Here is a 23,908-nt window from a genome sequence, read left to right as displayed (position 1 = left end):
GAGACTGGTCTAAAGTTCAAACACGAACGCACAAAAATATTAACTTGCCTGTCTGATACATCAGATGTAGCGTTTCGGATATTAAGCATGCGTCTTCGGCTTAGGGAGAGCTACGGCGTGTTGATTGCTTTGCATCCAACGGCCATTTTGGCCATCAGGGAGAATTTCGAATGCCTTTGTTCAGCCGTCGTCATCTCATTGCAGCGGCAGCCGCTGCCAGTTTAGCTACTGCGGCTCTGCCAAGCTGGGCCCAAGATCACCCGCAGATCGAGTTTCTTTATTCGCCCTTCGCTGACTATGCTCCGTTTTTTGTGGCAAAAGACTTGGGCTACTTTGACGACTTTGGTGTCGATGTCACCTTGTCGCCCAAGGGCGGTACTGCTGAAACCATTCAACTACTCGCTTCTGGGAATATTGAGGCGGGCGCGGCCACTTGGGGAGCAAGCCTTTTCAACGCGCTTGACCGAGGCGCCACAGTCTCAATCATCGCGACGCTGGCACGCATGCCTGATACCGTGCCCTCGCCGTCGCCCTTTATGGTTTCTCAAACAGCTTGGGATGAGGGCGTGAGAAGCGTTGCTGATCTTAAGGGTCGGCGTGTTGGCATTCCTGGCCCCGGCGGTTTTGGCATGTATTCCGTGGCTAAAGCGCTCGAAAAAGGTGGTTTGACAGTTGATGACGTGGAAGCGGTCTTCCTGCCGCCCCCTGCGACGGCCCCTGCTTTTGTCAACGGCGCACTCGATGCCGGTTGGAGCATCGAACCCTTTGCCCATCAGCTCGAGAAAGAGGGGATTGGGCGCCGTTTGGTAGATGATCATACTTTCGGCACAGAACTTGGCTTCATCGCATTTAACCAAGACTTTGTTGACGCCCACGAAGACGCAGTCATTGCCTTTATGGCAGGCTATCTCAAGGCGGCGCGCCAGCTCGACAATGGCGGTTGGGAGGACGATGAGATCGTTGCCATTGTGGCAAATTACACAGGCACCGAACCTGACATTCTGCACGGCATACCCTATACGATCCGCCCCGAAGATGGCGCCATCGATATGACATCTGTACGCGCGCAAGAGACCTTCTTTCGCGAGCGTGGATCCCTTGCCTATGAGGGGGAAGCCAATATCGAAGCCGTTTACCGCGTGGATCTTCTGAAGCAAGCGAATGAGCTTCTCAAAGGCACTCCCTGATGACAGCGGCCCTTCAAAAAACGCCGAAGCCCAAAGTGGTTTGTGCGCCGCCAGCGATCGAAGTCACCACCCTGACCAAGGCCTTCTACAACAGCGATGCTGATCGCGTCACCCTGGCGGTTTCCGACTTCAGTTTTTCTGTCGCGCGCGGTGAGTTTGTCTGCATCGTCGGGCCGAGCGGCTGCGGCAAAACCACCGTTCTGCGCATTCTGGCTGATTTAGAAAGCAAGCTCAGCGGTGAGGTGAAGCTGCATACCGATGATGCGCCAGCGATGGTTTTTCAAGAAGCCTCAGTCCTTCCATGGCTGACTGTTGCACAGAACGTGGCCCTGCCCTTGAAGCTTAAGGGCACACCACAGGCGCAGCAAAAAGCCCGCGTGGAAGAAATGCTGGCCTTAACGGGACTTACCAGTTTTGCAAACGCCCGTCCCAGCCAGCTTTCGGGCGGCATGAGACAACGCGTTTCTGTGGCGCGCGCCTTGGCCGATGATCGCGATATTCTTCTGATGGACGAGCCCTTTGGGGCGCTTGATGAGCAAACCAGATTGGTGCTGCAGCAAGAGTTGCTTCGCATCTGGGAGGCCACCCGTAAAACGGTTGTCTTCATCACCCATAGTGTGGACGAGGCGCTTACACTGGCCGATCGCGTTCTAGTCATGTCGCCGCGTCCAGGAACCTTGGTTGCAGATCTCAAAGTACCTTTTGAGCGGCCCCGCGATGTTGTGGAAATGCGCCGAGACAAGCGCTTTTGGGATCTGACCTATGAGGTTTGGAACCTCTTGGCTTCTCCGGGAGGGGCATAGAATGAACACGAGCTCCAGACCTCTAACCAACGAAGAAATGCATCGGTTGAAGTCTCCGGCCCGGCGCGAACGGTTGTTCCGACGCGCGTCACTCTTCAGCCCTCTTCTGCTTTTGTTGCTGTGGGAAATTTCCAGCCAGCTCAATTTGATCGACCGTCGTTTCTTCCCAGCCCCCAGTGCAATCGCCCAGACGGCGTGGAGCATGATTGTCAGTCTTGAGTTGTTTGATCATATTGGTGCGACCCTGCGCAGGGTCGGCATTGGATATGCGATGGGGGCCATCCCCGGCGTTATTTTGGGGCTCATGCTTGGTTTGTCGCAGACGACGCGCCGCCTGTTGGGACCGATCTTTGCGGCGCTATACCCCGTCCCCAAGATTGCGATCTTGCCGCTCATCTTGCTCATCTTTGGCGTTGGCGACATGTCTAAATATGTCTTGATCGCAATCGGCGTATTTTTCTTGATGTTTTACAATACATTGGGAGGTGTCATGCAGGCACCGCAGATCTATATGGATGTGGCGAAGAATGTGGGGGCCACACGGTTCCAGACGTTTCGGCATATCGCGCTCCCTGCCGCCTTGCCCAATATTTTTACCGGGTTAAAGCTCGCTGCCGGATCTTCCTACATTATCATCGCCGCCGCAGAGTTTCTTGGTGCCCGCAGCGGGGTCGGGTTTTTCATCTGGGCATCTTGGCAGACCTTCGCCGTGTCGCGCATGTTCGTCGGCATCGTCGTGATCTCCTTCATGGGATACCTAACAATCCTTTTGATTGAGGCGTTGGAACGACATCTTGTGCCCTGGGCAAAGCAATAATCATCGTCTGATGAGTAGGTAGTCATGACCAGTGATGCAAATCAGGCTGCAAGAAACTTGCCGCCAATCTCTCAGCGGATTTACCTCGCCCTTCGCAAAGCGATCATTCGGTGCGAGATCTCACCGGGGACAATGCTTGATGCGGGCGCAATCGCCCGCGAGTACGATGTCTCCCGAACGCCTGTGCGTGATGCAATGCAAAGACTTGCAGCGGACGGGCTTGTCGCGATCCAATCGCGTAGTGGATATCGCGTGGCACCAATCACTTTCCAAGGCGTACACGAACTCCTCGATCTCAGAGCGGCGATCGGGCCGCATATAGCGCGACAAGCTGCCCGTTACGCCAGGCCAGAAGACATCGCTCAGCTTCGATCCATCGTGGATGAATATAAAAGCCCGCTTGATGTCGGGGCGATGCAACAGGTGGCGCGGCGCTTTCATGTGACAATCGCACAATGCAGCCGCAACCAGCGGCTGGTGACGTTCTCAGAGACCTTGTTCGATGAACTCGAACGGCTCGTCCGCTTTGCTATCGATTTCTCGGTCAAAGCTGGCGAGCATTCGGACGAACATACGTTGCTGGTAGACGCGATTGAAGCTGGCGATGGAGACCGGGCGGCGGCGATCGAGGCAGCCCATATCAGCAGCAGCCGAGACTTTCTGATCGAGCGCTTAATGACACTTGGCTATCTGTCAGAAAACCCTGTTCCGGGGCGTCTTCCAGACGGGCAGGTGGGGCGATGATTGCGGCGCGCGAAGCGGTGGAGAAGTTGTCTTTAGCCCTCGGCGGGGATGCAAAGGCCGAACTTGCGGCATCGGCGCTGGTTGAAGCGGATGTGCTCGGACAACCCCGGTTCGGCATCACAATGCTGGACGAATGGACCAATACCGCTCGGACCATGCCTGAGATCCTCGGCCAGAGCGCTGTCAGTTGGCATGATTGCTCAGAGTGTTTTTCGCCTCTGGCCATCGCCTCTGCGACCCAGGACTTACCTTGCGTTGCAGAAGAATTCGGTGTCGCGGCAGTATTTCTTCGCGGCGTGAGAGGCTTTGGCCGCCTTGCGCCCTTTGTGCGCCATCTCGCTGATGCGGGACTTGTGGGTATGATGTGTGCACAAGGGCCTCCGTTCGTTGCCCCGCATGGCGGAAACCGGCCTTTGATCGGCACCAACCCTTTCGCAATTGCTCTGGGGCAGGGGGGCGACCGAGTGGCGATCGATATTGCAACCAGCACCGCCACGATGGCCGAGATACGCCGGGCGAGTGCCGAGGGCACAGACTTAACCGAAGGCATTGCCGTAGACGGCGCAGGAAACCCGACCCTTCGAGCCTCACAAGTGGCAGCATTGCTGCCGCGCGGCGGCCAGATAGGATCACTTGTGGGGCTGACGGTTGAGCTTTTGAGCGGCATCCTCACCGGCGGCCGCGATGACCCCAAGGGTCGCGGTGTATTAATCCTCGCAATCGATCCTGCGGCTTCGGGTGAGCAAGCCCAATGGGAAGAAAAGCTCTGCCAGTTGCAACAGGATTGGTCGGCAGCTGGGGGGCACTGGCCACGGGGCGGCGGAATGCCCCCTGACGCGGTTCTCGGTCGAGAATTCGAACAGCGTCTCACAGCCTATCTTTCGCAGATGACCCCAAAAGGAGAAAGCTGATGCAGCACGGCTCTTTTTTGCGGCGCCCCGCGGGGATCATGCATTCCAAACACCGCACCGACCTACCAACGCGAAAGGATGGCACACTCACATGACCACGACGCACGCAACCACGCCGACCCTTACGGTTCAACCTGCCGACGGATTGATTGATGAGTCGCGCCAAATCACAGTCTCAGGTCTCGTACCTGACGAATTGGTGGCGATTTCGGCCAAAACGCAGCGCACGGGCGGCGGCTATTGGGACAGCCAAGCAACATATTTAGCCGATAGTCTTGGCGTCGTGGACCTTAGCCGTGATGCCCCCGTGGGCGGGGACTATGCCGAAGTCTCCGCTATGGGCCTGATTTGGGGCCAACAACGATCCGATACTGTCGGAAAGGATATTTTTGCGGACAATGTGATGGATCCGCTCCAAACCACGCTGACAGTAGAAACTGCCGACGGCCGCAGCGCACAAGCCGACTTGATCCAGCGCTTTGCTGGGCCTGGTGTCACAAGACGTGAGATCCGTGAAGACGGCCTGGTGGGAACCGTGTTCACTCCCCCAGGGCCCGGCCCACATCCGGTCGTTGTGGTTCTGAGCGGATCCAGCGGCGGAATAAATGAGCCGCGCGGCGCACTCTATGCGTCCCATGGCTATCAGGCATTCGCGCTTGGCTATTTTAAAGCCCCTGGGTTGTCGCCCTATATTACCGAAACGCCGCTTGAATACTTCGAGACGGGACTTCGGTGGGCGCACAAAGAACTGCACCCCCGTGACGGCTTTGTCGCCGTCAGCGGGCAATCTCGCGGGGGTGAGCTTTCTCTGCTTTTGGGCGCCACTTATCCAGATTTGGTCTCAGCTGTGATTGCTTATGTCCCTGGTGCAATGGTGCACGGCGCCCAAGGCGCTGGAGATCCCGAACGTGGCGGCTGGCAAGGTGTTACTTGGACAAAAGACGGTCAGCCTTTGACCCATCTGTGGCAAGACAACAAAGCCGTCCATTGGCATCCTTGGCATGGCGATACCCCACCTGATCGTCACCACTCGGTCTTTTTTGAAGGTCTCAAAGACCGCGATCTTGCAGCGCGTGCGCGCATCCCTGTGGAAAAGATTGAGGGCCCAGTGTTGCTGATCTCAGGGCGCGACGACCGCGCTTGGCCGTCCAGTTTGTACTCTCGCATGGTGGTGTCGACGCTGAAGCGGTCGCAACACCCCCATCAAGTCAGCCATCTGGATTTTAACGATGCAGGCCACTCAATCAACCTGCCGTTTGTGCCATCAACACAGTTGAGCACCATGCATCCTGTCTCGAAGGTCCCCTTTACCAGCGGCGGCACCCCGTCGGGGAATGCCAAAGCAGATGAGGGATCATGGCGGGGTGTGCTGAACTTCCTGAATGATGCGACTCAAAAGTAAGGGCACGCCGTTCTCACCGCACATTATCTGACACGGAAAAAACTCTTGAGGAATGAAACTGTGATTACAACTGAACATCTGGAAGGGCAGTGGCGCGAATGGCGTCACGCTCATGTCGCGACAATGTTTCGACCATATGGCTGGACATCGCTTGTCGCACAATACTGGCTTGAAGAGGGGGATCGTGACGTAAGATTTGATTTGCTCCCTGGAACATGGTCAGCCGATGCTGGACAGGTGATCTACACGCCCGCGGCTTCTGGACCAAACCTTTCGGTAAATGGCGCCTATCCCACGGCCCCGATTGAGATCGTCCCAGGGCGCAATCAAACCTACGGGCACGGGCAAAGCGTTCCGGTCTACTTTGGGATCAATGAAGTCGAGACCGTGGTGCGTACAAGTGACGATGGACGGCGCCTCTATGCCGTTCGGGTGCGCGACCCCAGAGAAACCACACGCGCTGAAGACGCAAATGTTAGCAGTTTCGACTACGATCCAGCCTGGCGTATCCCCGGTGTCTTTACGCCAAGTAAGCGGGTCGATTTTGAAGCTGAGACTGTCGAAGTGGGCGTGCGCGAGACCACCCCCCGTGTCGGCACCTTCGCATTCCAACATGAAGGAAAGCCCTATGAGATCGTTTTGATCGGGAAAGATACCGAAACGGGTGTTCAACCGGTTGCCCATATCCGCGACCTCACCAGCGGGCCGATCACCTATGGGGCGGGGCGGGTTGTTGAACTCCAGTTCTCAGATGAGGCCAATCAACGTATCGACTGGATAGATTTCAACTATGCAGTCGCCTTACCCTGCGCCTTTACTAACTTTGTGACTTGTCCCCTTGTTCCCCCCGAAAACCAACTCGACTTCGATGTTCTGGCTGGCGAGAAGCGTCCCATCCAGGAAATCGCAAGAACGATGACCTATAAGCCGAACAAACAGCGGGCGTGAGAGGCCGCATTCTGCTGATTTTGAACACACTCAAGGGCTTTGTCAGGTTGTTCTGTCGGGACGCGACCAAGAAGCGCGCTCCGTTCAGGCAGCCATTTCAGTCGCATAGTTGATCCACAGGCTGAATGCGTCAGCCCGAGATTTGCGGTAGTGTGCTGCGGGGCATTGTCAGGTTGTTGGTGTTGCTTCGGTTCACGCATAGCGCTTGCGGATGATCCGCCAAGGTTCACAACTCCGCTTGACGGGATTCCGGTTTCCTCGGTCCATCATCTCCTATGCTGTGTGGGCGTACCATCGCTTTGCCCTGAGCTTGCGCGATGTCGAAGATCTTCTGGCCGAACGAGGTGTGATCGTCTCGTATGAAAGCATCCGGGTTTGGTGCCAACGGTTTGGACCGCAGATCGCGGCCAAGATCCGTCGCGATCGCCCAGCTCCGTCCGGCAAATGGCACTTGGACGAAGTGGTCATCTCAATCCGCGGGCGGAAACACTGGCTTTGGCGGGCGGTCGACGCGAACGGAGACGTATTGGATCTGTCGCAAACTTTTTCGCGGTAAGTTGCGGAAGGCAAATGCCTGTTAAGATTGTAGTACTTGATCCGGATGTGCAGCCGCGAATGCGGGATGGACGGATAGCGCCTCTATCGCTGCGCGTAACTTCGGGAAACTCTCCAAAGACACGCCCCAGCGGTTGGCGTTATAGACCTGCGGCATTAGACAGATGTCGGTGAGCGTGATCTTCTCCCCGTGGCAATACGTCCCGCCGTCGATCATGACCTCGAAAGCGGCGAGGCCGGGGGCGATGAAATGCTGCATCCAGCTTTCCATCGTGATGCCTCCAGCGGACTGCGACACGGCATGGCGGGCGGGGCCGAGATTGCAGATTGGATGAAGATCGACCGCGATGGCGTGGGCACTGGCTCGAATACGAGCCTTCTGGGAGGGGTCGTTAGGCAAAAGCCCTAGGCCCCGCGTCTCGTCCAGATATTCGACGATGGCCAAGGACTGGGTGAGTAAATGTCCATCGATCTCTAGCGCGGGAACAAGACCCTGCGGGTTTCGTGCGAGATGCGCCGCGGCTTTATGCTCGCCTGCCAGCAGATCAACCGACACCGTTTGCCAACCCAGCCCGGCAAGGCCGAGGGCAATCCGGACCCGATAGCTCGCCGAGGAGCGCCAGTAATCGTAAAGCGTGATCATTCAGGTTCCTTCAGTAGTTGTTCCAGCCCAGCTTCGAGTTGTTCGAAGGCGTCTCCTAGCCGGGCTTCGAGCGCGGCTTGGTGCGACTTGGCCAGTGGCAGCAGTTCGGCCATCATTTTGCGCCCTGCGGGAGTCAGGGTCAGGATCACCAGGCGCCGGTCAGTGGGGTTTTCCTTACGTTCGATCAGGTTTGCCTCGCGCAGGCGTTTGGCCGCGCGGCTGACCTCGTATTTTTCCATCGCGACCCGGGCCTCAATGTCGCGGACCGAGACCTTTCCCGAATGGGCGAGGTGCACCAGAACGCGCCATTCGGGAATCGAAATGCCGAACCGTTCGCGGTACTTTCGGGCGAGTTCTTCGCTCGTCCGCTTCGCCGCGACGGCCAGACGGTAGGGCGTAAAACTGTAGAGATCGAACTCGGGCAGGGGGGGGGCGTCGTCCGGCATTAATAAATCCTTTCATAAGAAGTATCGACCGATGCCGGTATCCGACGCAAGCGATTTCATTGCGGATGCTATGAACCTTCTTGACTATGTTGCAATTGCTACGTTTATATAGGGCCGTGAAATGGTGCCCCGCCCAATGGAGTTGGTGGGGCAAATTCGGGAGGATCCGAGATGACTAAGCATGATCTGGAACTGCCTCAGGGCATGATCCGTGCGACGGGCACAACCGGCACGCATGAGGGCTACATGCCCGGCTTCGGCAATGATTTCGAAACTGAGGCGCTGTCGGGCGCGCTGCCGCAGGGCATGAACTCGCCGCAGAAATGCAATTACGGCCTTTACGGCGAACAACTGTCGGGGACTGCGTTCACCGCGCATCCACCCGAGCGGACCTGGACCTACCGCATTCGCCCGAGCGTAAAGCATTCGGCCCGCTATGATCGTATCGATCTGCCCTATTGGAAATCCGCACCGCATGTCCCCGAGGGCGTCACCAGCCTGGGTCAGTACCGCTGGGACCCGGTCGAAGCGACGGACGAAGACCTGACTTGGCTGACTGGTATGCGCACCATGACAACGGCAGGCGATGTGAACACGCAGGTGGGAATGGCTGCGCATGTCTATCTTGTGAACGCGTCGATGAAAGACGCTTACTTCTATTCCGCCGACAGCGAATTGTTGGTTGTGCCGCAGCAAGGCAAGCTGCGCTTTGCGACCGAGCTTGGTATTATTAACGTCGAACCGCAGGAAATCGCGATTATTCCGCGCGGCCTTGTTTACCGGGTCGAGGTGCTCGAAGGTCCGGCCCGCGGCTTTGTCTGCGAAAACTACGGCCAGAAGTTCGAAATGCCGGCCCGCGGTCCGATTGGGGCCAATGCCTTGGCCAATCCGCGTGATTTCAAGGCGCCGGTGGCCGCCTACGAAGATCGCGACGTGCCCTCGACGCTCACCATTAAATGGTGTGGCCAGTTCCACGAGACCAAGATTAACCAGTCGCCTTTGGACGTGGTCGCCTGGCACGGGAACTATGCGCCCTTCAAATACGACCTGAAGACCTATTGCCCGGTCGGAGCGATCCTGTTCGATCACCCGGACCCGTCGATCTTTACCGTGCTGACCGCGCCATCAGGCGTGCCGGGCACGGCGAACATTGACTTCGTGTTGTTTCGCGACCGCTGGCTGGTGGCCGAGAACACGTTCCGTCCGCCTTGGTATCACAAAAACATTATGTCCGAGTTGATGGGCAACATTCACGGCCAGTACGATGCCAAGCTGCAGGGCTTCGTGCCCGGTGGGATGTCGCTCCACAACATGATGCTCCCTCACGGCCCCGACAAACAGGCATTTGAAGGCGCGTCGAACTCCAATCTGGGGCCGGAGAAGCTGGAAGAAACGATGTCGTTCATGTTCGAGACCCGCTTCCCGCAACACCTGACCGAATTCGCGGGCAAGGAAGCGCCGCTGCAGGACGATTACATCGATTGCTGGGACAGTCTGGAAAAGAAGTTCGACGCGGAACGCCCGGATTGAAGTGAAGGGAGGGTGGCCGGCTCTGTTCCGGGCCTCCCCGCGGTAATTTTCAAGATGAAACAGGCGCGCCGGGGTGAAGAATACCGGACGCTCCTATTAGATAAGAAGGAGGCGACATGCCGCTCCAGAAAAGCTGGGTCGAGAGTGCCAACACGGCCGAAACCGACTTTCCATTGAACAACCTGCCTTACGGCGTCTTTGATGCGGGAGACGGTACGATGCCCCGCTGCGGTGTCGCGATCGGCGACATGATCTTTGACCTGTGCAAGGCCGAGAGCAACGGGCTGGTCGAAATCGGCGGCGCGGCGGTCTTTGACGTGCCGTCCTGGAACAATTTCATGGAACTGGGCCCCGAGGCTTGGGCTGACCTGCGCCGTCAATTGACAGATCTGCTGGGCGAGGGAGCAGAGCCGCGTTCCGACTACTTGGTGTCCCAGGCGGACGTGACGATGATCATGCCGATCACGGTCGCGGAGTACACTGACTTCTACGCCGGTCGGCATCACGCCACCAATGTTGGCACGATGTTTCGGGGGGCTGAAAACGCCCTGCCGCCGAACTGGCTGTCGATCCCGATTGGCTATAACGGGCGCGCCTCGTCCGTCGTCGTATCGGGCACCGAGGTGCGCCGTCCTTGGGGGCAGTTGAAGGGGCCGGACGAGGCGCTGCCGCGTTTCGAGCCCTGCAAGCGGTTCGATCTTGAGCTTGAGTTCGGCGCCATTGTGGGACAGCCCTCTGAAGGTCCCGTGACGGTAGAAGAAGCCGATGACATGATCTTCGGGTATGTCTTGTTGAACGACTGGTCCGCGCGGGACATCCAAGCTTGGGAATACCAGCCGTTGGGTCCGTTCCAAGCCAAGGCGACAGCCACGACGATCTCGCCCTGGATCGTGACCAAAGCCGCGCTGGAGCCGTTCCGCACCTCAACGCCGGAGCGCGAGCGCGAGTTGCTGCCTTACCTGCAAGAACCGCGGGCAATGAACTACGACGTAAATCTCGAAGTCGCACTGGCCCCGGAAAACCTTGTAGAAACAGTTATTGCGCGGACGAACGTCAAAGAGCTATATTACTCTGCGGCGCAGCAGCTGACACATCATACGACAAGCGGTTGCCCCATGCAGGTTGGTGACCTCTTGGGCTCGGGAACCATCTCGGGCACCGAGAAGGACAGCCGTGGGTCACTGCTTGAGCTGAGCTGGTCCGGCAAGGAGCCGATAGCGCTGGACGGGGGCGAAACTCGTAGTTTCCTCGAGGACGGCGACACTTTGACCCTGCGAGGCGGGGCTCAGGGCGACGGCTACCGAGTCGGCTTCGGAGATTGTACGGGCAAAGTTATCGCCGCGTTGGCGGATCCCTTCGCCCGATAGGACCACGCCGGCGCAACCCTTTGCCTCGGAAACGTAATGACCGCGGGAGCGTCCGCGACACGAACTGGAAGGACAACACCATGACCAAAGCATTCGCATCGCAAGGCGATATGGAAGACAAGAAGATCAGCTTTACCGAAGTGGGTGACGGGCTTTGGGCTTTTACCGCTGAGGGCGACCCGAACACCGGTGTCATCATCGGCGACGAAAGCGTCATGATCGTAGAGGCACAGGCCACGCCGCGCCTGGCCCGGATGGTGATCGAGAAAGTACGCGAAGTTACGGACAAGCCGATCTCGCATCTTGTCATGACCCATTACCACGCCGTCCGCGTGCTTGGCGCCAGCGCCTATGGTGCTCGCGAGGTTATCATGTCCGACGCCGCCGCCGCCATGGTCGAAGAGCGCGGGCAAGAAGACTGGGACAGCGAATTCGGCCGTTTTCCCCGGCTGTTCCAGGGGCATGAGGAAATCCCCGGACTGACCCGACCCACGACCACATTCAGCGAGAGTATGACCGTCTACCTCGGCAAGCGCCGCGTCGATATCATGAAGCTGGGCCGCGCCCATACCGCCGGTGATGCCGTGGTTTGGGTGCCGGATCAGGAAGTTATGTTCACAGGCGACATCGTTGAATACCACTCGGCTTGCTACTGCGGCGACGGCCATTTCAACGACTGGCCCGAAACGCTGGCCAATATCGCCGCGTTCGAGCCCAAGTCAATCGCGCCGGGCCGGGGCGACGCGTTGGTCGGCGAAGATATGGTCGCGCGTGCCATCGCCAATACGAGAGATTTCGTCGAAAGCACCTACAAGCCCGTGGCCCGCGTCGTGGCGCGCGGCGGCACGCTGAAGGAGGCCTGGGACGCGGTGCGTGCCGAGTGCGACCCCAAATTCAGCGATTACGCAATCTACGAGCATTGCCTGCCGTTCAACGTGGCCCGCGCTTATGACGAAGCCCGCGGCATAGACACGCCGCGTGTCTGGACCGCCGAGCGCGACCAGAACATGTGGAACGATCTGCAGGGGTGATCCGTACTGGCGCGGTGCGATGAAGCCCGTTTTGGGGTTCGTCCGGCCCGCGCACGGTGCCCTATTACTGCGGCACGCTTTGGTTCGTTCACGACAACGAGCCAAAGCGTGCAGAACCATTCCGGGCCGTTCGGCTTGGGCCGGGCCTTAGCCCCGGATTTTGGAGGAGACCAAAATGCCCTTGGATGATCGCTAGCAGCTTGCCTTTAAGCTCTACCCCTATACTCGGTCTGACGACCAAGACACCGAAACGCCGGTGCGCCATCCGGTGGTTGTCGTCGGCGGCGGGCCATCCGTATAGCTACCGCACTGGATCTTGGCCTTCAGGGTATTCCGGTTGTGCTTCTCGACGATCACGAAGGGATCGGGCAGGGCAGCCGCGCCATTTGCTTTGCCAAGCGCAGCCTGGAAATCGCGAACCGCTACGGCTGCGCCGGGCCGATGCTGGACAAGGGTGTGGTTTGGAACGTGGGCAAGGTCTTTCACGAGGACCGCCAGATCTATGAGTTCAATCTTTTGCCTGAAGAAGGCCACCGCTTTCCTGCCTTTATCAACTTGGCACAGCCCTATTTCGAAAAATTCCTAGTCGAACGCGTTCGCGAGGCGCAGGCACAGGGGGCGCCGATCGAACTGCGCGGTAAGAACCGATTGGAGGGCATCGAGGTGAAGGAGGATCACACGGTCCTAACCGTCGCGACTCCCGAAGGTAACTACGACATCCTTGCTGACTGGCTGATTGCCGCGGATGGTGCCGGGTCGCCGATGCGCGGCATGATGGGGCTCGATTTCGAGGGGCGGGTCTTTCAGGACAGTTTCCTAATCGCTGACATCCGGATGCTGTCTGAGAACTTTCCAACCGAACGCTGGTTTTGGTTCGAGCCTTCCCACAAGGCGGGCGCTTCGACCCTGTTGCACAAACAACCCGACGATATCTGGCGGGTTGATTTTCAGATTGGCTGGGACGTGGACCGCGCCGAGGAGCTGAAGGAAGTGAACGTTCGCAAGCGGCTTGATGCAATGCTGGGGCCGGACGTCGAATACGAGATCGTCTGGACGTCGATCTATACCTTCCAGTGCCGCCGGATGAAGCAGTTCCGTCACGGCCGGGTGATCTTTGTGGGAGACAGCGCCCACCAGGTTAGTCCCTTTGGCGCACGCGGGGCGAATTCTGGCATGCAGGATGTCGACAACCTGGGCTGGAAACTGGGTATGGTCATCCGGGGCGAAGCGCCCGACAAGCTGTTGGATAGCTATGATGAGGAGCGTGCCGCTGCCGCCGATGAAAACATCCTCAATTCAACCCGGGCTACAGATTTCATTACGCCCAAATCTCGCATCAGCCATGTGTTCCGCAATGCTGTGCTGGCCCTGTCTGAAACTCATGCGTTTGCCCGCCCGCTGGTGAACTCTGGCCGGCTTTCGGTTCCTTGCATCTATGACGGGCTTTCACTGACCGGCGAAGATGCTTTGACCGGGGGGCCCGAACAGACCCGCCCAGGCAGCCCCTGTCCCGATGCACCACTAGGCGATGGATTTTTGCTGTCGGCGCTTGACCACGGCTTCACCCTACTCACAGTGGATGCAAACGATGCGGCGGACGTAAGCGAAGGCGGAATAGTCGCGCGGCATCTGTCTATTGAAAAGGGTGATGATCCCTCAGGTGCATTGGCCCGCCGTTACCTTGGAGAAGCTACCTCGGCGGTCTATCTCATCCGCCCCGATCAGCACGTGATTGCCCGATGGGATACATATGATGAAATTGCGATCCGGGCCGCCTTGCGCTGCGCCTGCGCAAAGGAGTGAATCAGATGCCTCTGAATACCAAATCAAATATCGCCGGGGCGGATGAGTTCTACGCCGAATTGATAAAGTGGCATGACGGGCTGTCCGATGAGGAAAGCGCTGCCTTCAATGCCCGCCTCATCCTTCTGCTCGCCAACCACATTGGCGACCGCACGGTTCTGTCTGAAGCGCTGCAAATAGCTGGAGGGTCCGACTGAGATCGCCCAGGCGCGTGAACGTCCCGCGGCCCCCGAGGAAGAGATACAACATGAAACGCCCTAACATCATCTTGATCATGTCTGACAACCAGCCCGCCGAGCTTTTGGGCTGTTACGGGAACGACGAGGTTCGCACGCCGCACATTAACGGTCTGGCCGAGGGCGGCGCGCGTTTCGACAACGCCTATTGTGTTAACGCGATGTGCTCGCCCTGTCGGGCTTCGGTCCTGACCGGGCTCATGCCCAGCCAGCACGGAATCCACAACTGGCTGGACGATCGGCTTATGGACCATTGGCCGCAGCGTTGGTGCGCGGTAGACGAATTTACCACGATCCCGGGGTTCCTGAAGGATGCTGGCTATGCCACGGCTCTGATCGGCAAGTTCCATCTGGGTGTGCCGTTCGATCCGCAATTGGCCTTCGACCATTGGGTGACCTTCCCGCATGGTCACACCGTCAGCTTCTACGGCAACGAGGTCATCGACCAGGAAGAACGCTATCGTTTTGAGGGTCACACGGTCGAATATTGTCACCGACAAGACCGTCGAATACCTCGAGCATCGTGCTGGCGAAGAGGATCCCTTCTTCGCTTTCGTGCCCTACAATGGGCCCTACGGCCATTGGCCAGCCATTGAGGGGCGAGCCGATAACGGATTCGCCGAGCTTTACGATGACGCTGACATGCATTCTATCCCGCGAGAAGGGCTAAGCAGCGAAGTGCTGGACCGCTTCGGCCTTCGGGTCCAAGAGGGCGGGGTACGTGACCAGTTCAAGGGGCCGCTGCTGTTGCCGAACAACGTACCAGCGCTGCGCAATTACTTCAGCCAAGTCAGCCTGATCGACGATGGAGTTGGTCGGATCATGACGGTGCCTAAGCGGCTGGACCTCGATCAAGATACCATCGTTATTTACACTGCAGATCACGGTTTCTCGCTGGGTCACAATGGAATCTGGGGACATGGCGCCGCTAGCTTTCCGGCGAGTGCGCACAGACCTTCTTACCACATTCCGCTGATCGTTAGCGGGGGGCGTAGATGCCGTGGGCGGCGTGGACGCAATGGTGAGCCGAATTGACCTTTTCCCAATGCTTGCCAAGCTCGCTATGGATGTTCACGGGCACCTGTTTGAGAACGCAGGGGAGGATGTATCGATGTTCGAAAAGCTTGAGCGGGTTCTGCTCCTAGCTACGGCTGATAGGTGGTTCTGTTCTCGCGGCATGGCGTCAATCGCGCTAAAGATAAGGAAGCATGCCCGCATTTTCTGAAGGTTAGTCGTTGCGCACTCGACTTTAATATTGGCTGCGATTATTCTCGTATTTTGAACTGAAGTCCGTGAGCTATGGCCAGAGATGACACTAAAGTTAGCAGACCTCGCGGTGTGCAGACCATTGAAACCGGCGGGCGAATTCTCACGGCGCTCTCACGTGCAAAAGGCCCAATGCAATTGCGGGATTTGGCGGAACAGGTGGATATTCCGGGCGCGCAGTTACACCCATACCTTGTATCTTTCCGCGAAATGCAGATGGTTGAGCAGACGGAGCGCGGTCAATACCAGCTTGGGCCGTTTGCCTTGCATCTGGGTCTTTCGCGGTTGCGCAACCAAAACCCCTACCGCGATACGATCGCGCGCGTCGGGACTCTTTCAGATGAACTTGGCCTAATGGTGTCAATTTCAGTGTGGGGCATGCATGGTCCAACGATTACGTATGTGCAGGAATTTGACGGCCGTATTCACGCGAATGTTCAGGTTGGTGGTAACTATAACATGACTGTCACCGCAACCGGTGCAGTCTTTGGGGCTTTTCTGCCCAAATCGATCACCCAAGATGTCGTCGATCGCGAACTGTCGGATGCCGAATTTCAGCGCCGTACCTATTTCAAGGTGGATGCAGATGTCTATGTTGCAGCAGCAGCCAAGGCCAAGTCGAACGGATACGCGCTGACGCGTGACATGCCGATTCCGGGTGTGTCTGCGATCGCTGCTCCGGTATTTGACCACACTGGAACGATCCAGCTTGCTGTGACTGTAATAGGCCCGTCGGGGCACATTGATTTATCCCCCGACGGCGAGCCAGTGCGGCGCCTGATGGCGTTCACGGGCGATCTTTCACGCGATCTGGGCCACGGAAGCGATGCCTGAACGCGCCCCCAAGCAGATCCAGCGAGAGCAACAAGCCTGCAGTTGCGGTGCACAATCCGGCGAATTGAATCAGGTTCGGTAGTTGTCCTGTCATAGGGATGGCACAAAGCACCGCAACGGGCGGCACAAGCGCGGGAAACACCGCCGCGGCCCCGCCACCTAGCCGCTTCACCGAAACTGCAAAGAACACCACTGCTAGCGCGCCGCCTAACAATCCCTGATAGGCAAATTGCTCCAGCCACATCGAAGCTGCAATCTGTGGTGGATCAAACAGCAGTGCGTACAGCGGCACATAAACGGTAGCCGAAACAATTGTGATAAGTCCTGTGGTACGTACGGCGTCCAACTTCCAATGGGACATAAGCCAAGTGAAAACACCCCACAGCGTCCCAGAAGCTACAAAACAAAGATCACCGGCCCACGTGCCCAGGCCCGATTGCTTTGGACTGTTTTGATCTGAGGCGATGATTAACAGGCCCAGCATTAACAGCATCATGCCCAAACTGCGGTACATCGGGATAGGCACGCCTCCAGCCAGCCGTGTGAGTGCGCTGGCAACAAGCATGGTAGTGCCGGGGCTGATGACAACTGCGTGGCTTAAGGGGGCCAGCCTAAAGCCGGTGTTGATGACCCATGCAAAGGGTGGCCCAGCCAGAACAAATAGAACGGTCACCCGCCAAGGTGTCGTTCGGGCGAACGGGTTGGCGCGGGATAGTGTGAGCAGTGGTACCATCACTGCAGCCCCGCCCGCATAACGCAGCAAGGTCAAATCGGCGCTGGTGAAGCCCTGCTGGTGCCCTAGTGCGACACCAACGTTGTAAATGGCCCAGGCTAGCACGGCGGCAAGGCCAAAGGCGATACCGCCGCATGATGATTTCACCCGTTGGCGCCGGACATGTGACGTGCCGCGATGTAGCCAAAGGTAATGGCGGGCCCAAGGGTGATGCCCCCACCCGGATAGTTGCCTCCCATGATACTCGCGGCGTCGTTGCCTGCAGCATAAAGACCGTCGATGGGCTTGCTTTCGTTGTCGAGTACTTGCGCGTATTCGTTACACTTCAGCCCCGCAAAGGTGCCCAGATCGCCCATGACCAGTTTAACCGCGTAAAACGGGCCATTTTCTATCGGACCGACACAGGGGTTTGGCTTGTGTTCTGGGTCTCCTAGTGAGCGGTTGTACGAAGTTGACCCTTTGTGGAACTCAGGATCTTCACCCTTGCGCGCGTGAACGTTGAATTCAGTCACCGTTTTTTCAAACATTTCGGGGTCGGCCCCGATTCCAGATGCCAAATCACGTAGAGTGTCACCCTTAAGGAGGTAGCCGTTCTGAATGTGCTGCTTGTACGGCACAGGGTAGGGTTTGACATAGCCCAACCCGTATTTACGCAAGGTGCGATGATCGACCACGAAGTAGGAACATATCTCGCCACCCTCTTCTCTGCAGCGGGCCACCATGGACTGTCCAAAGTCGTGGTAGCTGTCGGACTCGTTGCAAAAACGGCGGCCTGAACGAGTCACTGCAATCACTCCAGGTTTTGAGCGGTCCACGAAATGGGGAAACGTTCCAAGGGTGCCGTCTTTGCGTACAGGGCGCGAAATCGGGACCCACGCGGCAGCATTTGGGAGACTGTCGTCTACAGATGCGCCAATCGCCTGCCCCAGGCGCAATCCGTCGCCCGTGTTGCCGGGAGGGGCAGGGGAGGCATGTTCATTGCCGCTGGGGGCATGGTCGAACAATTTCGCACGGCGGGCGATGTCTTGTGGGAAGCCGCCCGCCGCCATCACAACGCCTTTGGCTGCGCGCACTTCGACCATCCCTTTGGCCGTCTGTACCATTGCCCCGGTCACGCGGCCCGTGTCGTCCCGGATCAGTTCCTTGACCGCCGCCCGAGTCCAGATCGGAACACCCTTGTCTATGCAGGATTTGGCCAGTCGTGCCGCCAGGGCGTTGCCGTTCATCAGGCGCATGGGACGCCCGTGAAAAGCCATGTCGCGCAAGAATTTCAAGAACAGTTTACCGACGTAAAAGGCCGAGATTGGCGAGCGCGTAACATTGAAAAAATGCAGCAACTCCTTGCCTGTGCCGATCATCATGCCGAGGAATGTAATTTCAGCCAGCGGCGGGCGTAGACGTTTGATCTCCTTACCCAAATTGCTTCCATCGAAGGGGCGCGCGACGATCGAACGGCCACCGTCGAGACCGCCGGGGGCGTCAGGGTGATAATCTGCAAAGGTGGGGCCAAGATCAAATTGCAAAGATGTTTCTTTTTCAAAGAATTCGACGGCCTTGGGGCCGGCCTCAAGGAATGCCTCGACGCGAGGAGCGTCGTAGTGTTCGCCTGCCTCGTGCCTGAGGTATGTGCGAGCTTTCTCTAAACTGTCTTCAACGCCCGCGCGTTTGCCAGGGGCATTGTTGGGTACCCACATCCAGCCACCGGAACGGGCGGTAGTGCCGCCAAAAACAGGCTCTTTTTCGACAACTAGAGCTTTCAGCCCACGGTGGGCGGCGCTCACGGCGCTGGAAAGGCCCCCGGCGCCAGAACCGACAACCAGCACATCACATTCATATATCTGGCGTTCCATGTCGCCTCCTCCTCAATTTGTTATTTGTTGGTTCAATTGGATAGATAACCGCCATCAACTGGCAGCAGCGCGCCGGTCACATAGCTTGCCGCGTTCGAACTGAGGAACAGCACAGGACCCACCAGTTCTTCGGGTTGACCGACACGGCGCAGCGGTGTGTGGGCCATGAAGCGGGCGATCGCTTCGGGCGATTGGCGTGTGACTTCGGTCATCGGGGTGGCGATGACCCCAGGCAGGATTGCGTTCACACGGACACCGTAGGGCGCCATATCCTGCGCAAGTGCCTTGGTGAATTGTGCAACTGCGCCCTTGCTGGCTGCATAGGCAGTCAGGGCAGGTCCGGCCACCAACGACATAATAGACGCGAGATTAATGATTACCCCTTGCTGTGATTTCAGGTCTTCGCGAAATGCGCGCACCATGTTGCGCGGACCGCCGACGTTCACAGCGAACGTGGCATCCCAATCCGATTCGTAGGTGTTTGAATCGATGTCCGTGCGCCGGATAACTCCTGCGTTGTTCACAAGGATCGAAGTTGCGCCAAAGGTTTCCGTCACGGCTTCACGAAAGGCAAACACGGCATCCATATCGGTCACATCCAATTGCGCCGCCAGTGCAATTCCACCTGACGCGGTTATGTTTTCGCGCGTGTTTTCAACGGTTTCCTTGTTGATATCCGCCATTGCCACCTTCGCGCCTGCTGCAGCGAGCCCGGCGGCAATTGCAGCACCGTTGCCTTGGCCTGCGCCGGTGATCACGGCGACTTTTCCTTGAAGGTTAAACATCACTTCTCTCTTTCGCATATTGCAAACGCATTCACATATATCTAATACTTAGGGCGTTACCAAGGCGCAAGTCGCATTGGTGGCTCGATACGTCCGACTAGAATTGGAGGGTCTGGCGTGCCAAATTATCGTGTGGGCTGCGTCCCGCGACTGGGAGGAAACTATGAATAAATTCGTATTGATGGCCGTTGCGGCCACTGTCGGGCTCGGCAGTGCCGCGTCCGCTGATACCTATGACCTGCAAAGCGTGTTTGGTCTGAACGTACCGTCAATCGGGCCAAGCCCGGTGAACTGGGCCGATAAGGTCCGCAGGATGACCGGCGGCGAGGTCGACGTGACAGTTCACGGCTCTGGCGATTTTGTACCGCCCTTCGAGGTTTTCGGTGCGGTCAGCACGGGTGCGATCCCGATGGGTTTTGACTGGATCGGCTATTGGGCCGGACAAATCCCGGTCGCCAACCTGGTCGGCTCAATGCCATTCGGCCCATCGCCCGACATCGCACTGGCGTGGATGTTCGAAGGAGGTGGTCTCGAAATCATCCAAAAAGCCTATGACCCGCACAACGTCAAGATCATCCCCTGCCACCTTGTCGTTCCTGAAGCGGGCGGATGGTTCAATACTGAAATAAACACCGTCGACGATCTCAAGGGATTGAATATGCGGATCGCCGGTCTAGGTGGTCAGGCGTTGGCAAAACTGGGCGCGAACACACAGCTTGTGCCTGCGGGCGAAATCTATGTGTCGCTTGAAACGGGGCGGATCGACGCGGCAGAATTCTCGGCGCCGCAGTTGGACAAGAATTTCGGTTTTCAAGAAATCGCCAAGACCTATTATTTTCCTGGATGGCATCAACCCTCTAGCTGGGACAGCATCATCATCAATCAAGATGTCTGGAACGACCTGTCAGAACAGCATCAGAATATTATGGTCGAGGCCTGCAAATCCAACATCGTCGACAACTTGGGCGACCAGCTGAACCAGCAGATCACTGCAATCGAGGAAATTGAGGCAGCAGGCGTGTCGGTCAAGCGTTTTCCTGACGAGGTGCTGCTGGCGATGAAGGATGCGGCCAACGAAGTGATGCAGGGAGAGGCGGCCAAAGATCCCATTTTTAAGGAAGCCTATGAATCGCTGACAGCCTACGTGGAACGCGTGGGCCGCTGGAGCGACTTGCAGACATTGCCCCGATAAGGCAGTTCTGAAACATGCCGTGGCGGCAAAGTACCGTCGCCACGGCGCATCGTTTTTAGGGGCATTGTGATTTGGACAGATTTCTGAGCTGTGTGATCGACCTGTGCGTTTTGCCGGGCCGCGTGGTCGGGTGGTTGTTGTTGCCGCTCATCCTGTTTGTCTGCGCGGCCGTGTGGGCCGGACAAACAGGGCGTAATAGTTTTGTGACTTGGGACGCGGATCTGTTTCTTTTGGGAAACGGAATAACCGTCAATACGCTGATTGACCTGCAATGGCATATCTTTGCAATATTAGTGCTTGCGGGGGGCTCGTACGCGTTTCGCGATAATGCCCACGTGTCTGTAGATTTCGTTTCAGCCAGCATATCGCCTCGAAGCCGGGCGATCATCCAGATACTTGGGGACCTTCTACTGGTTTTGCCGTTCTGTCTGATCATATTATGGTTCGGGCAAAAGTTTGCGTTGGCGGCATTCAGTTCGGGCGAAGGCAGCAATTATGGCGGATTACAGGATCGTTGGTTTATAAAGGCCTGCGTGCCCGCTGGCTTTGCCCTGCTTGGGTTGGCCGCACTTGCGCGAGCCATTCAAACAATACTGCGCCTGGTGCATGGCACCCTCTCAGAAAGCGAGACACCTACATGAGTGATTTCATTTGGCCGCTCGCAATGCTGCTGGCGTTGATGGCCGGCATCTTTTCTGGCTATCCAGTGGCTTTCGTTCTGGCGGGTGTAGGTATTCTATTTTCCGTGATCGCCGACGTGCCCATCCTGTTTTTATCGTTGGGCGTGCAGCGAATATTCTCGGGTGTTCTGACCAATTGGTTGCTGATTGCGATTCCGCTGTTTGTGTTCATGGGGCTGATGCTGGAACGATCGGGCGTGGCGGAACGGCTATTGCGGTCGCTTGCGACACTGTTTCGTACGCTGCCGGGAGGATATGCTTTTGCGGTGGCATTAATCGGCGTGATCATGGCGGCATCGACAGGCATCATTGGCGCATCGGTGGTGCTGATGGGGATGATGGCGCTGCCGCCTATGTTGGCCAACGGCTATGATGCAAAGATTTCTACGGGGCTGATCGCGGCCAGTGGTACACTGGGCATACTTATCCCGCCTTCGGTTATGTTGATCATTCTTGGTGATCAGTTGGGTATTTCCGTCGGTAGTCTTTTCATCGGTGCTGTGGGTCCTGGGCTCCTGCTTGCTGTGCTTTACGTGGCATATCTTGCTTTTGTCGTCTGGCGCCAACCCGAGCGCATGCCGCCCATCGCGCAAGAACCAGCATCCCACTTAGGTGAACTTGCGTTACGACTTGTCTTTGACCTGATGTTGCCGATCATTCTCATCCTGTCAGTTCTGGGCACGATAGTAGCAGGCATCGCGACGCCGACAGAAAGTGCCGCGATCGGGGCCGCGGGTGCCATGTTCCTCGCGCTAATCTCGCGGCGATTGGATATCACGACATTGGGGCGGGCGTTGTCGGACACGACCCGCACTACAGCCATGATTATTTTCGTTATGATTGGGGCCACCATCTTTAGCTTAATCTTCCGCAAGCTCGGCGGGGATAAGATGATTCTTGATTTGTTCCTGCTAGAAGGGATCACTCCGTATGCCTCGTTCTTGCTGATTATGGGCGTGGTGTTCATTCTCGGCTTCTTTCTGGAGTGGGTCGAGATTACGCTTGTGGTGGTCCCTATTGTGGCTCCCGTGATCCTTGGGCTGGATTTTGGGCTTGAGAAAGATGCCGCGCTGGCATGGTTTGCAATCGCGTTGGCCGTGAACTTGCAAACGTCTTTCCTAACTCCGCCATTCGGTTACGCCCTGTTTTATTTGCGCGGAATTGCACCCGACATTCCGATCACGACAATCTATCGTGGTGTGATGCCGTTTGTCGGTCTTCAGGTTCTGGCGCTGGCATTGATCATTATCTTCCCTGGGATCGCGATCTGGCTGCCAGCTTACTTGGGACGTTGATGGGTGTGAAGGATCGGGAAATTATAACACACCCAATGGGATCGTCAAGTTATTGCCCTCCGGAGGGCAGTTATGTAGCTCCGTGCGATGATCAGTCAGATTTCGGCACCGCGCCTGAAAGGCCACCGCTTTCCACGCTCCATCATTTCCTACGCGGTCTGGGCGTATTATCGCTTCTCGCTTAGCCTGCGTGATGTCGAGGATCTGCTGGCCGAGCGCGGTATCGTGGTGAGCTATGAGGCGATCCGGGCATGGGTGGGGAAATTCGGGCCGCAGATCGCTAAACGGGTCCGCGCTACGCGCCCGCGGCCCACCGACAAATGGCACTTGGACGAGGTGGTGATTATGATCAACGGCGTGCGACACTGGCTGTGGCGCGCCGTGGACAGCAACGGCGAAGTTCTCGACATCCTCGTGCAAACGCGCCGCAATGCGCGGGCGGCGAAGCGTTTCATTTCACGGCTGATCGCCCGCTGGGGAGAGCCCCGCGTCATCGTGACGGACAAGCTGCGCAGCTACGGCGCGGCCCTGCGGCAGCTCGGGCTGAACGTGGATCACCGGGCGCACAAGGGACTGAACAATCGTATTGAGGGATCGCACAGACCCACGCGAAAGCGCGAGAAAATCCAGGGCCGTTTCAAATCGGCAAGGCAGGCGCAAAGGTTCCTCTGCGCCCACGATGAAACCGCCAACCTGTTCCGCCCTCGCCGTCACAAGTTGACCGCCTCCAGATACCGTCAGAGCCTCGCCGCCGCGTTCGAGCGCTGGAACCACTGTGCGAAAAGCATGGCCGCGTGACAGAAGGTAGCGCACCCCCACTTTCGATCCCGGACAACAACTTGACGATCCC

The 23,908-nt window shown here is 57.5% G+C and carries 22 protein-coding genes and 3 pseudogenes; 20 read left to right on the top strand and 5 right to left on the bottom strand.

The window, feature by feature from the left end:
• Positions 1-170 precede the first annotated feature (170 nt).
• From HTT03_RS07330 to HTT03_RS07295, 8 genes and pseudogenes are all read left to right on the top strand, one after another.
• Positions 171-1,187, top strand: coding sequence for an ABC transporter substrate-binding protein (locus HTT03_RS07330; RefSeq protein WP_174859221.1), 1,017 nt, complete (start codon positions 171-173; stop codon positions 1,185-1,187).
• Positions 1,187-1,990, top strand: a complete 804-nt coding sequence (locus tag HTT03_RS07325) for an ABC transporter ATP-binding protein (protein ID WP_174859220.1) — start codon at positions 1,187-1,189, stop codon at positions 1,988-1,990. The genes HTT03_RS07330 and HTT03_RS07325 overlap by 1 nt, the downstream gene beginning before the upstream one ends.
• 1 nt (position 1,991) lies before the next feature.
• Entirely contained in the window at positions 1,992-2,807 is an 816-nt protein-coding gene (locus tag HTT03_RS07320; protein ID WP_174859219.1) for an ABC transporter permease, read from the top strand.
• Between the two features lie 24 nt (positions 2,808-2,831).
• Positions 2,832-3,551, top strand: coding sequence for a GntR family transcriptional regulator (locus tag HTT03_RS07315; RefSeq protein ID WP_174859218.1), 720 nt, complete (start codon positions 2,832-2,834; stop codon positions 3,549-3,551).
• Positions 3,548-4,462 carry an Ldh family oxidoreductase gene (locus HTT03_RS07310; protein WP_174859217.1) on the top strand — a complete coding sequence of 305 codons (915 nt, stop codon included), beginning with the start codon at positions 3,548-3,550 and terminating at the stop codon, positions 4,460-4,462. The genes HTT03_RS07315 and HTT03_RS07310 overlap by 4 nt, the downstream gene beginning before the upstream one ends.
• A gap of 91 nt (positions 4,463-4,553) precedes the next feature.
• Positions 4,554-5,864 carry an acyl-CoA thioesterase/bile acid-CoA:amino acid N-acyltransferase family protein gene (locus tag HTT03_RS07305; protein ID WP_174859216.1) on the top strand — a complete coding sequence of 437 codons (1,311 nt, stop codon included), beginning with the start codon at positions 4,554-4,556 and terminating at the stop codon, positions 5,862-5,864.
• A 60-nt stretch (positions 5,865-5,924) separates the two neighbouring features.
• On the top strand, positions 5,925-6,812 hold the full coding sequence (locus tag HTT03_RS07300) for a DUF1684 domain-containing protein (RefSeq protein WP_217482765.1): 888 nt from the start codon (positions 5,925-5,927) through the stop codon (positions 6,810-6,812).
• Positions 6,813-7,023: 211 nt separating this feature from the next.
• A pseudogene (locus HTT03_RS07295) lies at positions 7,024-7,347 on the top strand (IS6 family transposase); the annotation flags it as partial.
• 42 nt (positions 7,348-7,389) lie between these two features.
• Here the strand turns inward: HTT03_RS07295 and maiA are convergent.
• Both maiA and HTT03_RS07285 read right to left on the bottom strand, forming a co-directional pair.
• Entirely contained in the window at positions 7,390-8,010 is a 621-nt protein-coding gene (gene maiA / locus HTT03_RS07290; RefSeq protein ID WP_174859215.1) for a maleylacetoacetate isomerase, read from the bottom strand.
• Positions 8,007-8,456: a MarR family winged helix-turn-helix transcriptional regulator gene (locus HTT03_RS07285; RefSeq protein ID WP_174859214.1), complete on the bottom strand. Its 450-nt coding sequence runs from the start codon at positions 8,454-8,456 to the stop codon at positions 8,007-8,009. Before HTT03_RS07285 ends, maiA begins: the two co-directional genes overlap by 4 nt.
• A 171-nt stretch (positions 8,457-8,627) precedes the next feature.
• Here HTT03_RS07285 and hmgA point away from each other — a divergent pair.
• The 8 genes and pseudogenes from hmgA (at position 8,628) to HTT03_RS07245 (ending at position 16,523) form a co-directional block, all read left to right on the top strand.
• Positions 8,628-9,991, top strand: a pseudogene (gene hmgA, locus HTT03_RS07280) (homogentisate 1,2-dioxygenase).
• Between the two features lie 111 nt (positions 9,992-10,102).
• Positions 10,103-11,353, top strand: a complete 1,251-nt coding sequence (gene fahA, locus HTT03_RS07275) for a fumarylacetoacetase (RefSeq protein WP_174859213.1) — start codon at positions 10,103-10,105, stop codon at positions 11,351-11,353.
• A gap of 80 nt (positions 11,354-11,433) precedes the next feature.
• A complete protein-coding gene (locus HTT03_RS07270) occupies positions 11,434-12,384 on the top strand; it encodes an MBL fold metallo-hydrolase (protein WP_174859212.1) in 951 nt (316 codons plus the stop codon).
• 199 nt (positions 12,385-12,583) lie between these two features.
• Positions 12,584-14,187, top strand: a pseudogene (locus HTT03_RS07265) (FAD-dependent oxidoreductase); the annotation flags it as partial.
• Positions 14,188-14,192: 5 nt separating this feature from the next.
• Positions 14,193-14,384, top strand: coding sequence for a DUF2783 domain-containing protein (locus HTT03_RS07260; RefSeq protein WP_174859211.1), 192 nt, complete (start codon positions 14,193-14,195; stop codon positions 14,382-14,384).
• A gap of 50 nt (positions 14,385-14,434) precedes the next feature.
• Positions 14,435-15,019 carry a sulfatase-like hydrolase/transferase gene (locus HTT03_RS18825; protein WP_343035728.1) on the top strand — a complete coding sequence of 195 codons (585 nt, stop codon included), beginning with the start codon at positions 14,435-14,437 and terminating at the stop codon, positions 15,017-15,019.
• Positions 14,910-15,458: a sulfatase-like hydrolase/transferase gene (locus tag HTT03_RS18820; protein ID WP_343035735.1), complete on the top strand. Its 549-nt coding sequence runs from the start codon at positions 14,910-14,912 to the stop codon at positions 15,456-15,458. Before HTT03_RS18825 ends, HTT03_RS18820 begins: the two co-directional genes overlap by 110 nt.
• A 264-nt stretch (positions 15,459-15,722) precedes the next feature.
• A complete protein-coding gene (locus tag HTT03_RS07245) occupies positions 15,723-16,523 on the top strand; it encodes an IclR family transcriptional regulator (protein WP_174859209.1) in 801 nt (266 codons plus the stop codon).
• Here HTT03_RS07245 and HTT03_RS18890 read toward each other — a convergent pair.
• Genes HTT03_RS18890 through HTT03_RS07230 form a run of 3 tightly spaced genes read right to left on the bottom strand, consistent with a single transcriptional unit; the run spans position 16,477 to position 19,891 of the window.
• Positions 16,477-17,403 carry an EamA family transporter gene (locus HTT03_RS18890; RefSeq protein ID WP_174859208.1) on the bottom strand — a complete coding sequence of 309 codons (927 nt, stop codon included), beginning with the start codon at positions 17,401-17,403 and terminating at the stop codon, positions 16,477-16,479. The two genes, HTT03_RS07245 and HTT03_RS18890, sit on opposite strands and share 47 nt — an antisense overlap.
• On the bottom strand, positions 17,400-19,106 hold the full coding sequence (locus HTT03_RS07235) for an FAD-dependent oxidoreductase (protein ID WP_174859207.1): 1,707 nt from the start codon (positions 19,104-19,106) through the stop codon (positions 17,400-17,402). The genes HTT03_RS18890 and HTT03_RS07235 overlap by 4 nt, the downstream gene beginning before the upstream one ends.
• Before the next feature lie 32 nt (positions 19,107-19,138).
• Complete coding sequence (locus tag HTT03_RS07230; protein ID WP_174859206.1) at positions 19,139-19,891, bottom strand: SDR family NAD(P)-dependent oxidoreductase; 753 nt, start codon at positions 19,889-19,891, stop codon at positions 19,139-19,141.
• A gap of 163 nt (positions 19,892-20,054) precedes the next feature.
• Between HTT03_RS07230 and HTT03_RS07225 the strand changes: the two genes are divergently transcribed.
• The 4 genes from HTT03_RS07225 (at position 20,055) to HTT03_RS07210 (ending at position 23,856) form a co-directional block, all read left to right on the top strand.
• Positions 20,055-21,083: a TRAP transporter substrate-binding protein gene (locus tag HTT03_RS07225; protein ID WP_174859205.1), complete on the top strand. Its 1,029-nt coding sequence runs from the start codon at positions 20,055-20,057 to the stop codon at positions 21,081-21,083.
• 71 nt (positions 21,084-21,154) lie between these two features.
• Complete coding sequence (locus HTT03_RS07220; RefSeq protein ID WP_174859204.1) at positions 21,155-21,724, top strand: TRAP transporter small permease subunit; 570 nt, start codon at positions 21,155-21,157, stop codon at positions 21,722-21,724.
• Entirely contained in the window at positions 21,721-23,058 is a 1,338-nt protein-coding gene (locus tag HTT03_RS07215) for a TRAP transporter large permease (protein WP_174859203.1), read from the top strand. Before HTT03_RS07220 ends, HTT03_RS07215 begins: the two co-directional genes overlap by 4 nt.
• Before the next feature lie 87 nt (positions 23,059-23,145).
• The gene (locus HTT03_RS07210) at positions 23,146-23,856 is read left to right on the top strand and encodes an IS6 family transposase (protein ID WP_174857895.1); all 711 of its coding nucleotides are present in this window, start codon (positions 23,146-23,148) and stop codon (positions 23,854-23,856) included.
• Positions 23,857-23,908 lie beyond the last annotated feature (52 nt).

Origin of the sequence: Sulfitobacter maritimus (assembly GCF_013346665.1) — a bacterium.
GTDB lineage: Bacteria > Pseudomonadota > Alphaproteobacteria > Rhodobacterales > Rhodobacteraceae > Sulfitobacter > Sulfitobacter maritimus.
The sequence above is the reverse complement of the archived record's forward strand: the minus strand, read 5'-3'. Positions and strand labels throughout refer to the sequence as shown.

What these genes read in the sequence shown, in the direction of transcription:
- HTT03_RS07330 (WP_174859221.1), top strand. Translation starts at nt 171, where the DNA reads ATGCCTTTGTTCAGCCGTCGTCATCTCATTGCAGCGGCAGCCGCTGCC.
- HTT03_RS07325 (WP_174859220.1), top strand. Translation starts at nt 1,187, where the DNA reads ATGACAGCGGCCCTTCAAAAAACGCCGAAGCCCAAAGTGGTTTGTGCG.
- HTT03_RS07320 (WP_174859219.1), top strand. Translation starts at nt 1,992, where the DNA reads ATGAACACGAGCTCCAGACCTCTAACCAACGAAGAAATGCATCGGTTG.
- HTT03_RS07315 (WP_174859218.1), top strand. Translation starts at nt 2,832, where the DNA reads ATGACCAGTGATGCAAATCAGGCTGCAAGAAACTTGCCGCCAATCTCT.
- HTT03_RS07310 (WP_174859217.1), top strand. Translation starts at nt 3,548, where the DNA reads ATGATTGCGGCGCGCGAAGCGGTGGAGAAGTTGTCTTTAGCCCTCGGC.
- HTT03_RS07305 (WP_174859216.1), top strand. Translation starts at nt 4,554, where the DNA reads ATGACCACGACGCACGCAACCACGCCGACCCTTACGGTTCAACCTGCC.
- maiA (WP_174859215.1), bottom strand. Translation starts at nt 8,010, where the DNA reads ATGATCACGCTTTACGATTACTGGCGCTCCTCGGCGAGCTATCGGGTC.
- HTT03_RS07285 (WP_174859214.1), bottom strand. Translation starts at nt 8,456, where the DNA reads ATGCCGGACGACGCCCCCCCCCTGCCCGAGTTCGATCTCTACAGTTTT.
- fahA (WP_174859213.1), top strand. Translation starts at nt 10,103, where the DNA reads ATGCCGCTCCAGAAAAGCTGGGTCGAGAGTGCCAACACGGCCGAAACC.
- HTT03_RS07270 (WP_174859212.1), top strand. Translation starts at nt 11,434, where the DNA reads ATGACCAAAGCATTCGCATCGCAAGGCGATATGGAAGACAAGAAGATC.
- HTT03_RS07260 (WP_174859211.1), top strand. Translation starts at nt 14,193, where the DNA reads ATGCCTCTGAATACCAAATCAAATATCGCCGGGGCGGATGAGTTCTAC.
- HTT03_RS18825 (WP_343035728.1), top strand. Translation starts at nt 14,435, where the DNA reads ATGAAACGCCCTAACATCATCTTGATCATGTCTGACAACCAGCCCGCC.
- HTT03_RS07245 (WP_174859209.1), top strand. Translation starts at nt 15,723, where the DNA reads ATGGCCAGAGATGACACTAAAGTTAGCAGACCTCGCGGTGTGCAGACC.
- HTT03_RS07235 (WP_174859207.1), bottom strand. Translation starts at nt 19,106, where the DNA reads ATGGAACGCCAGATATATGAATGTGATGTGCTGGTTGTCGGTTCTGGC.
- HTT03_RS07230 (WP_174859206.1), bottom strand. Translation starts at nt 19,891, where the DNA reads ATGTTTAACCTTCAAGGAAAAGTCGCCGTGATCACCGGCGCAGGCCAA.
- HTT03_RS07225 (WP_174859205.1), top strand. Translation starts at nt 20,055, where the DNA reads ATGAATAAATTCGTATTGATGGCCGTTGCGGCCACTGTCGGGCTCGGC.
- HTT03_RS07215 (WP_174859203.1), top strand. Translation starts at nt 21,721, where the DNA reads ATGAGTGATTTCATTTGGCCGCTCGCAATGCTGCTGGCGTTGATGGCC.
- HTT03_RS07210 (WP_174857895.1), top strand. Translation starts at nt 23,146, where the DNA reads ATGATCAGTCAGATTTCGGCACCGCGCCTGAAAGGCCACCGCTTTCCA.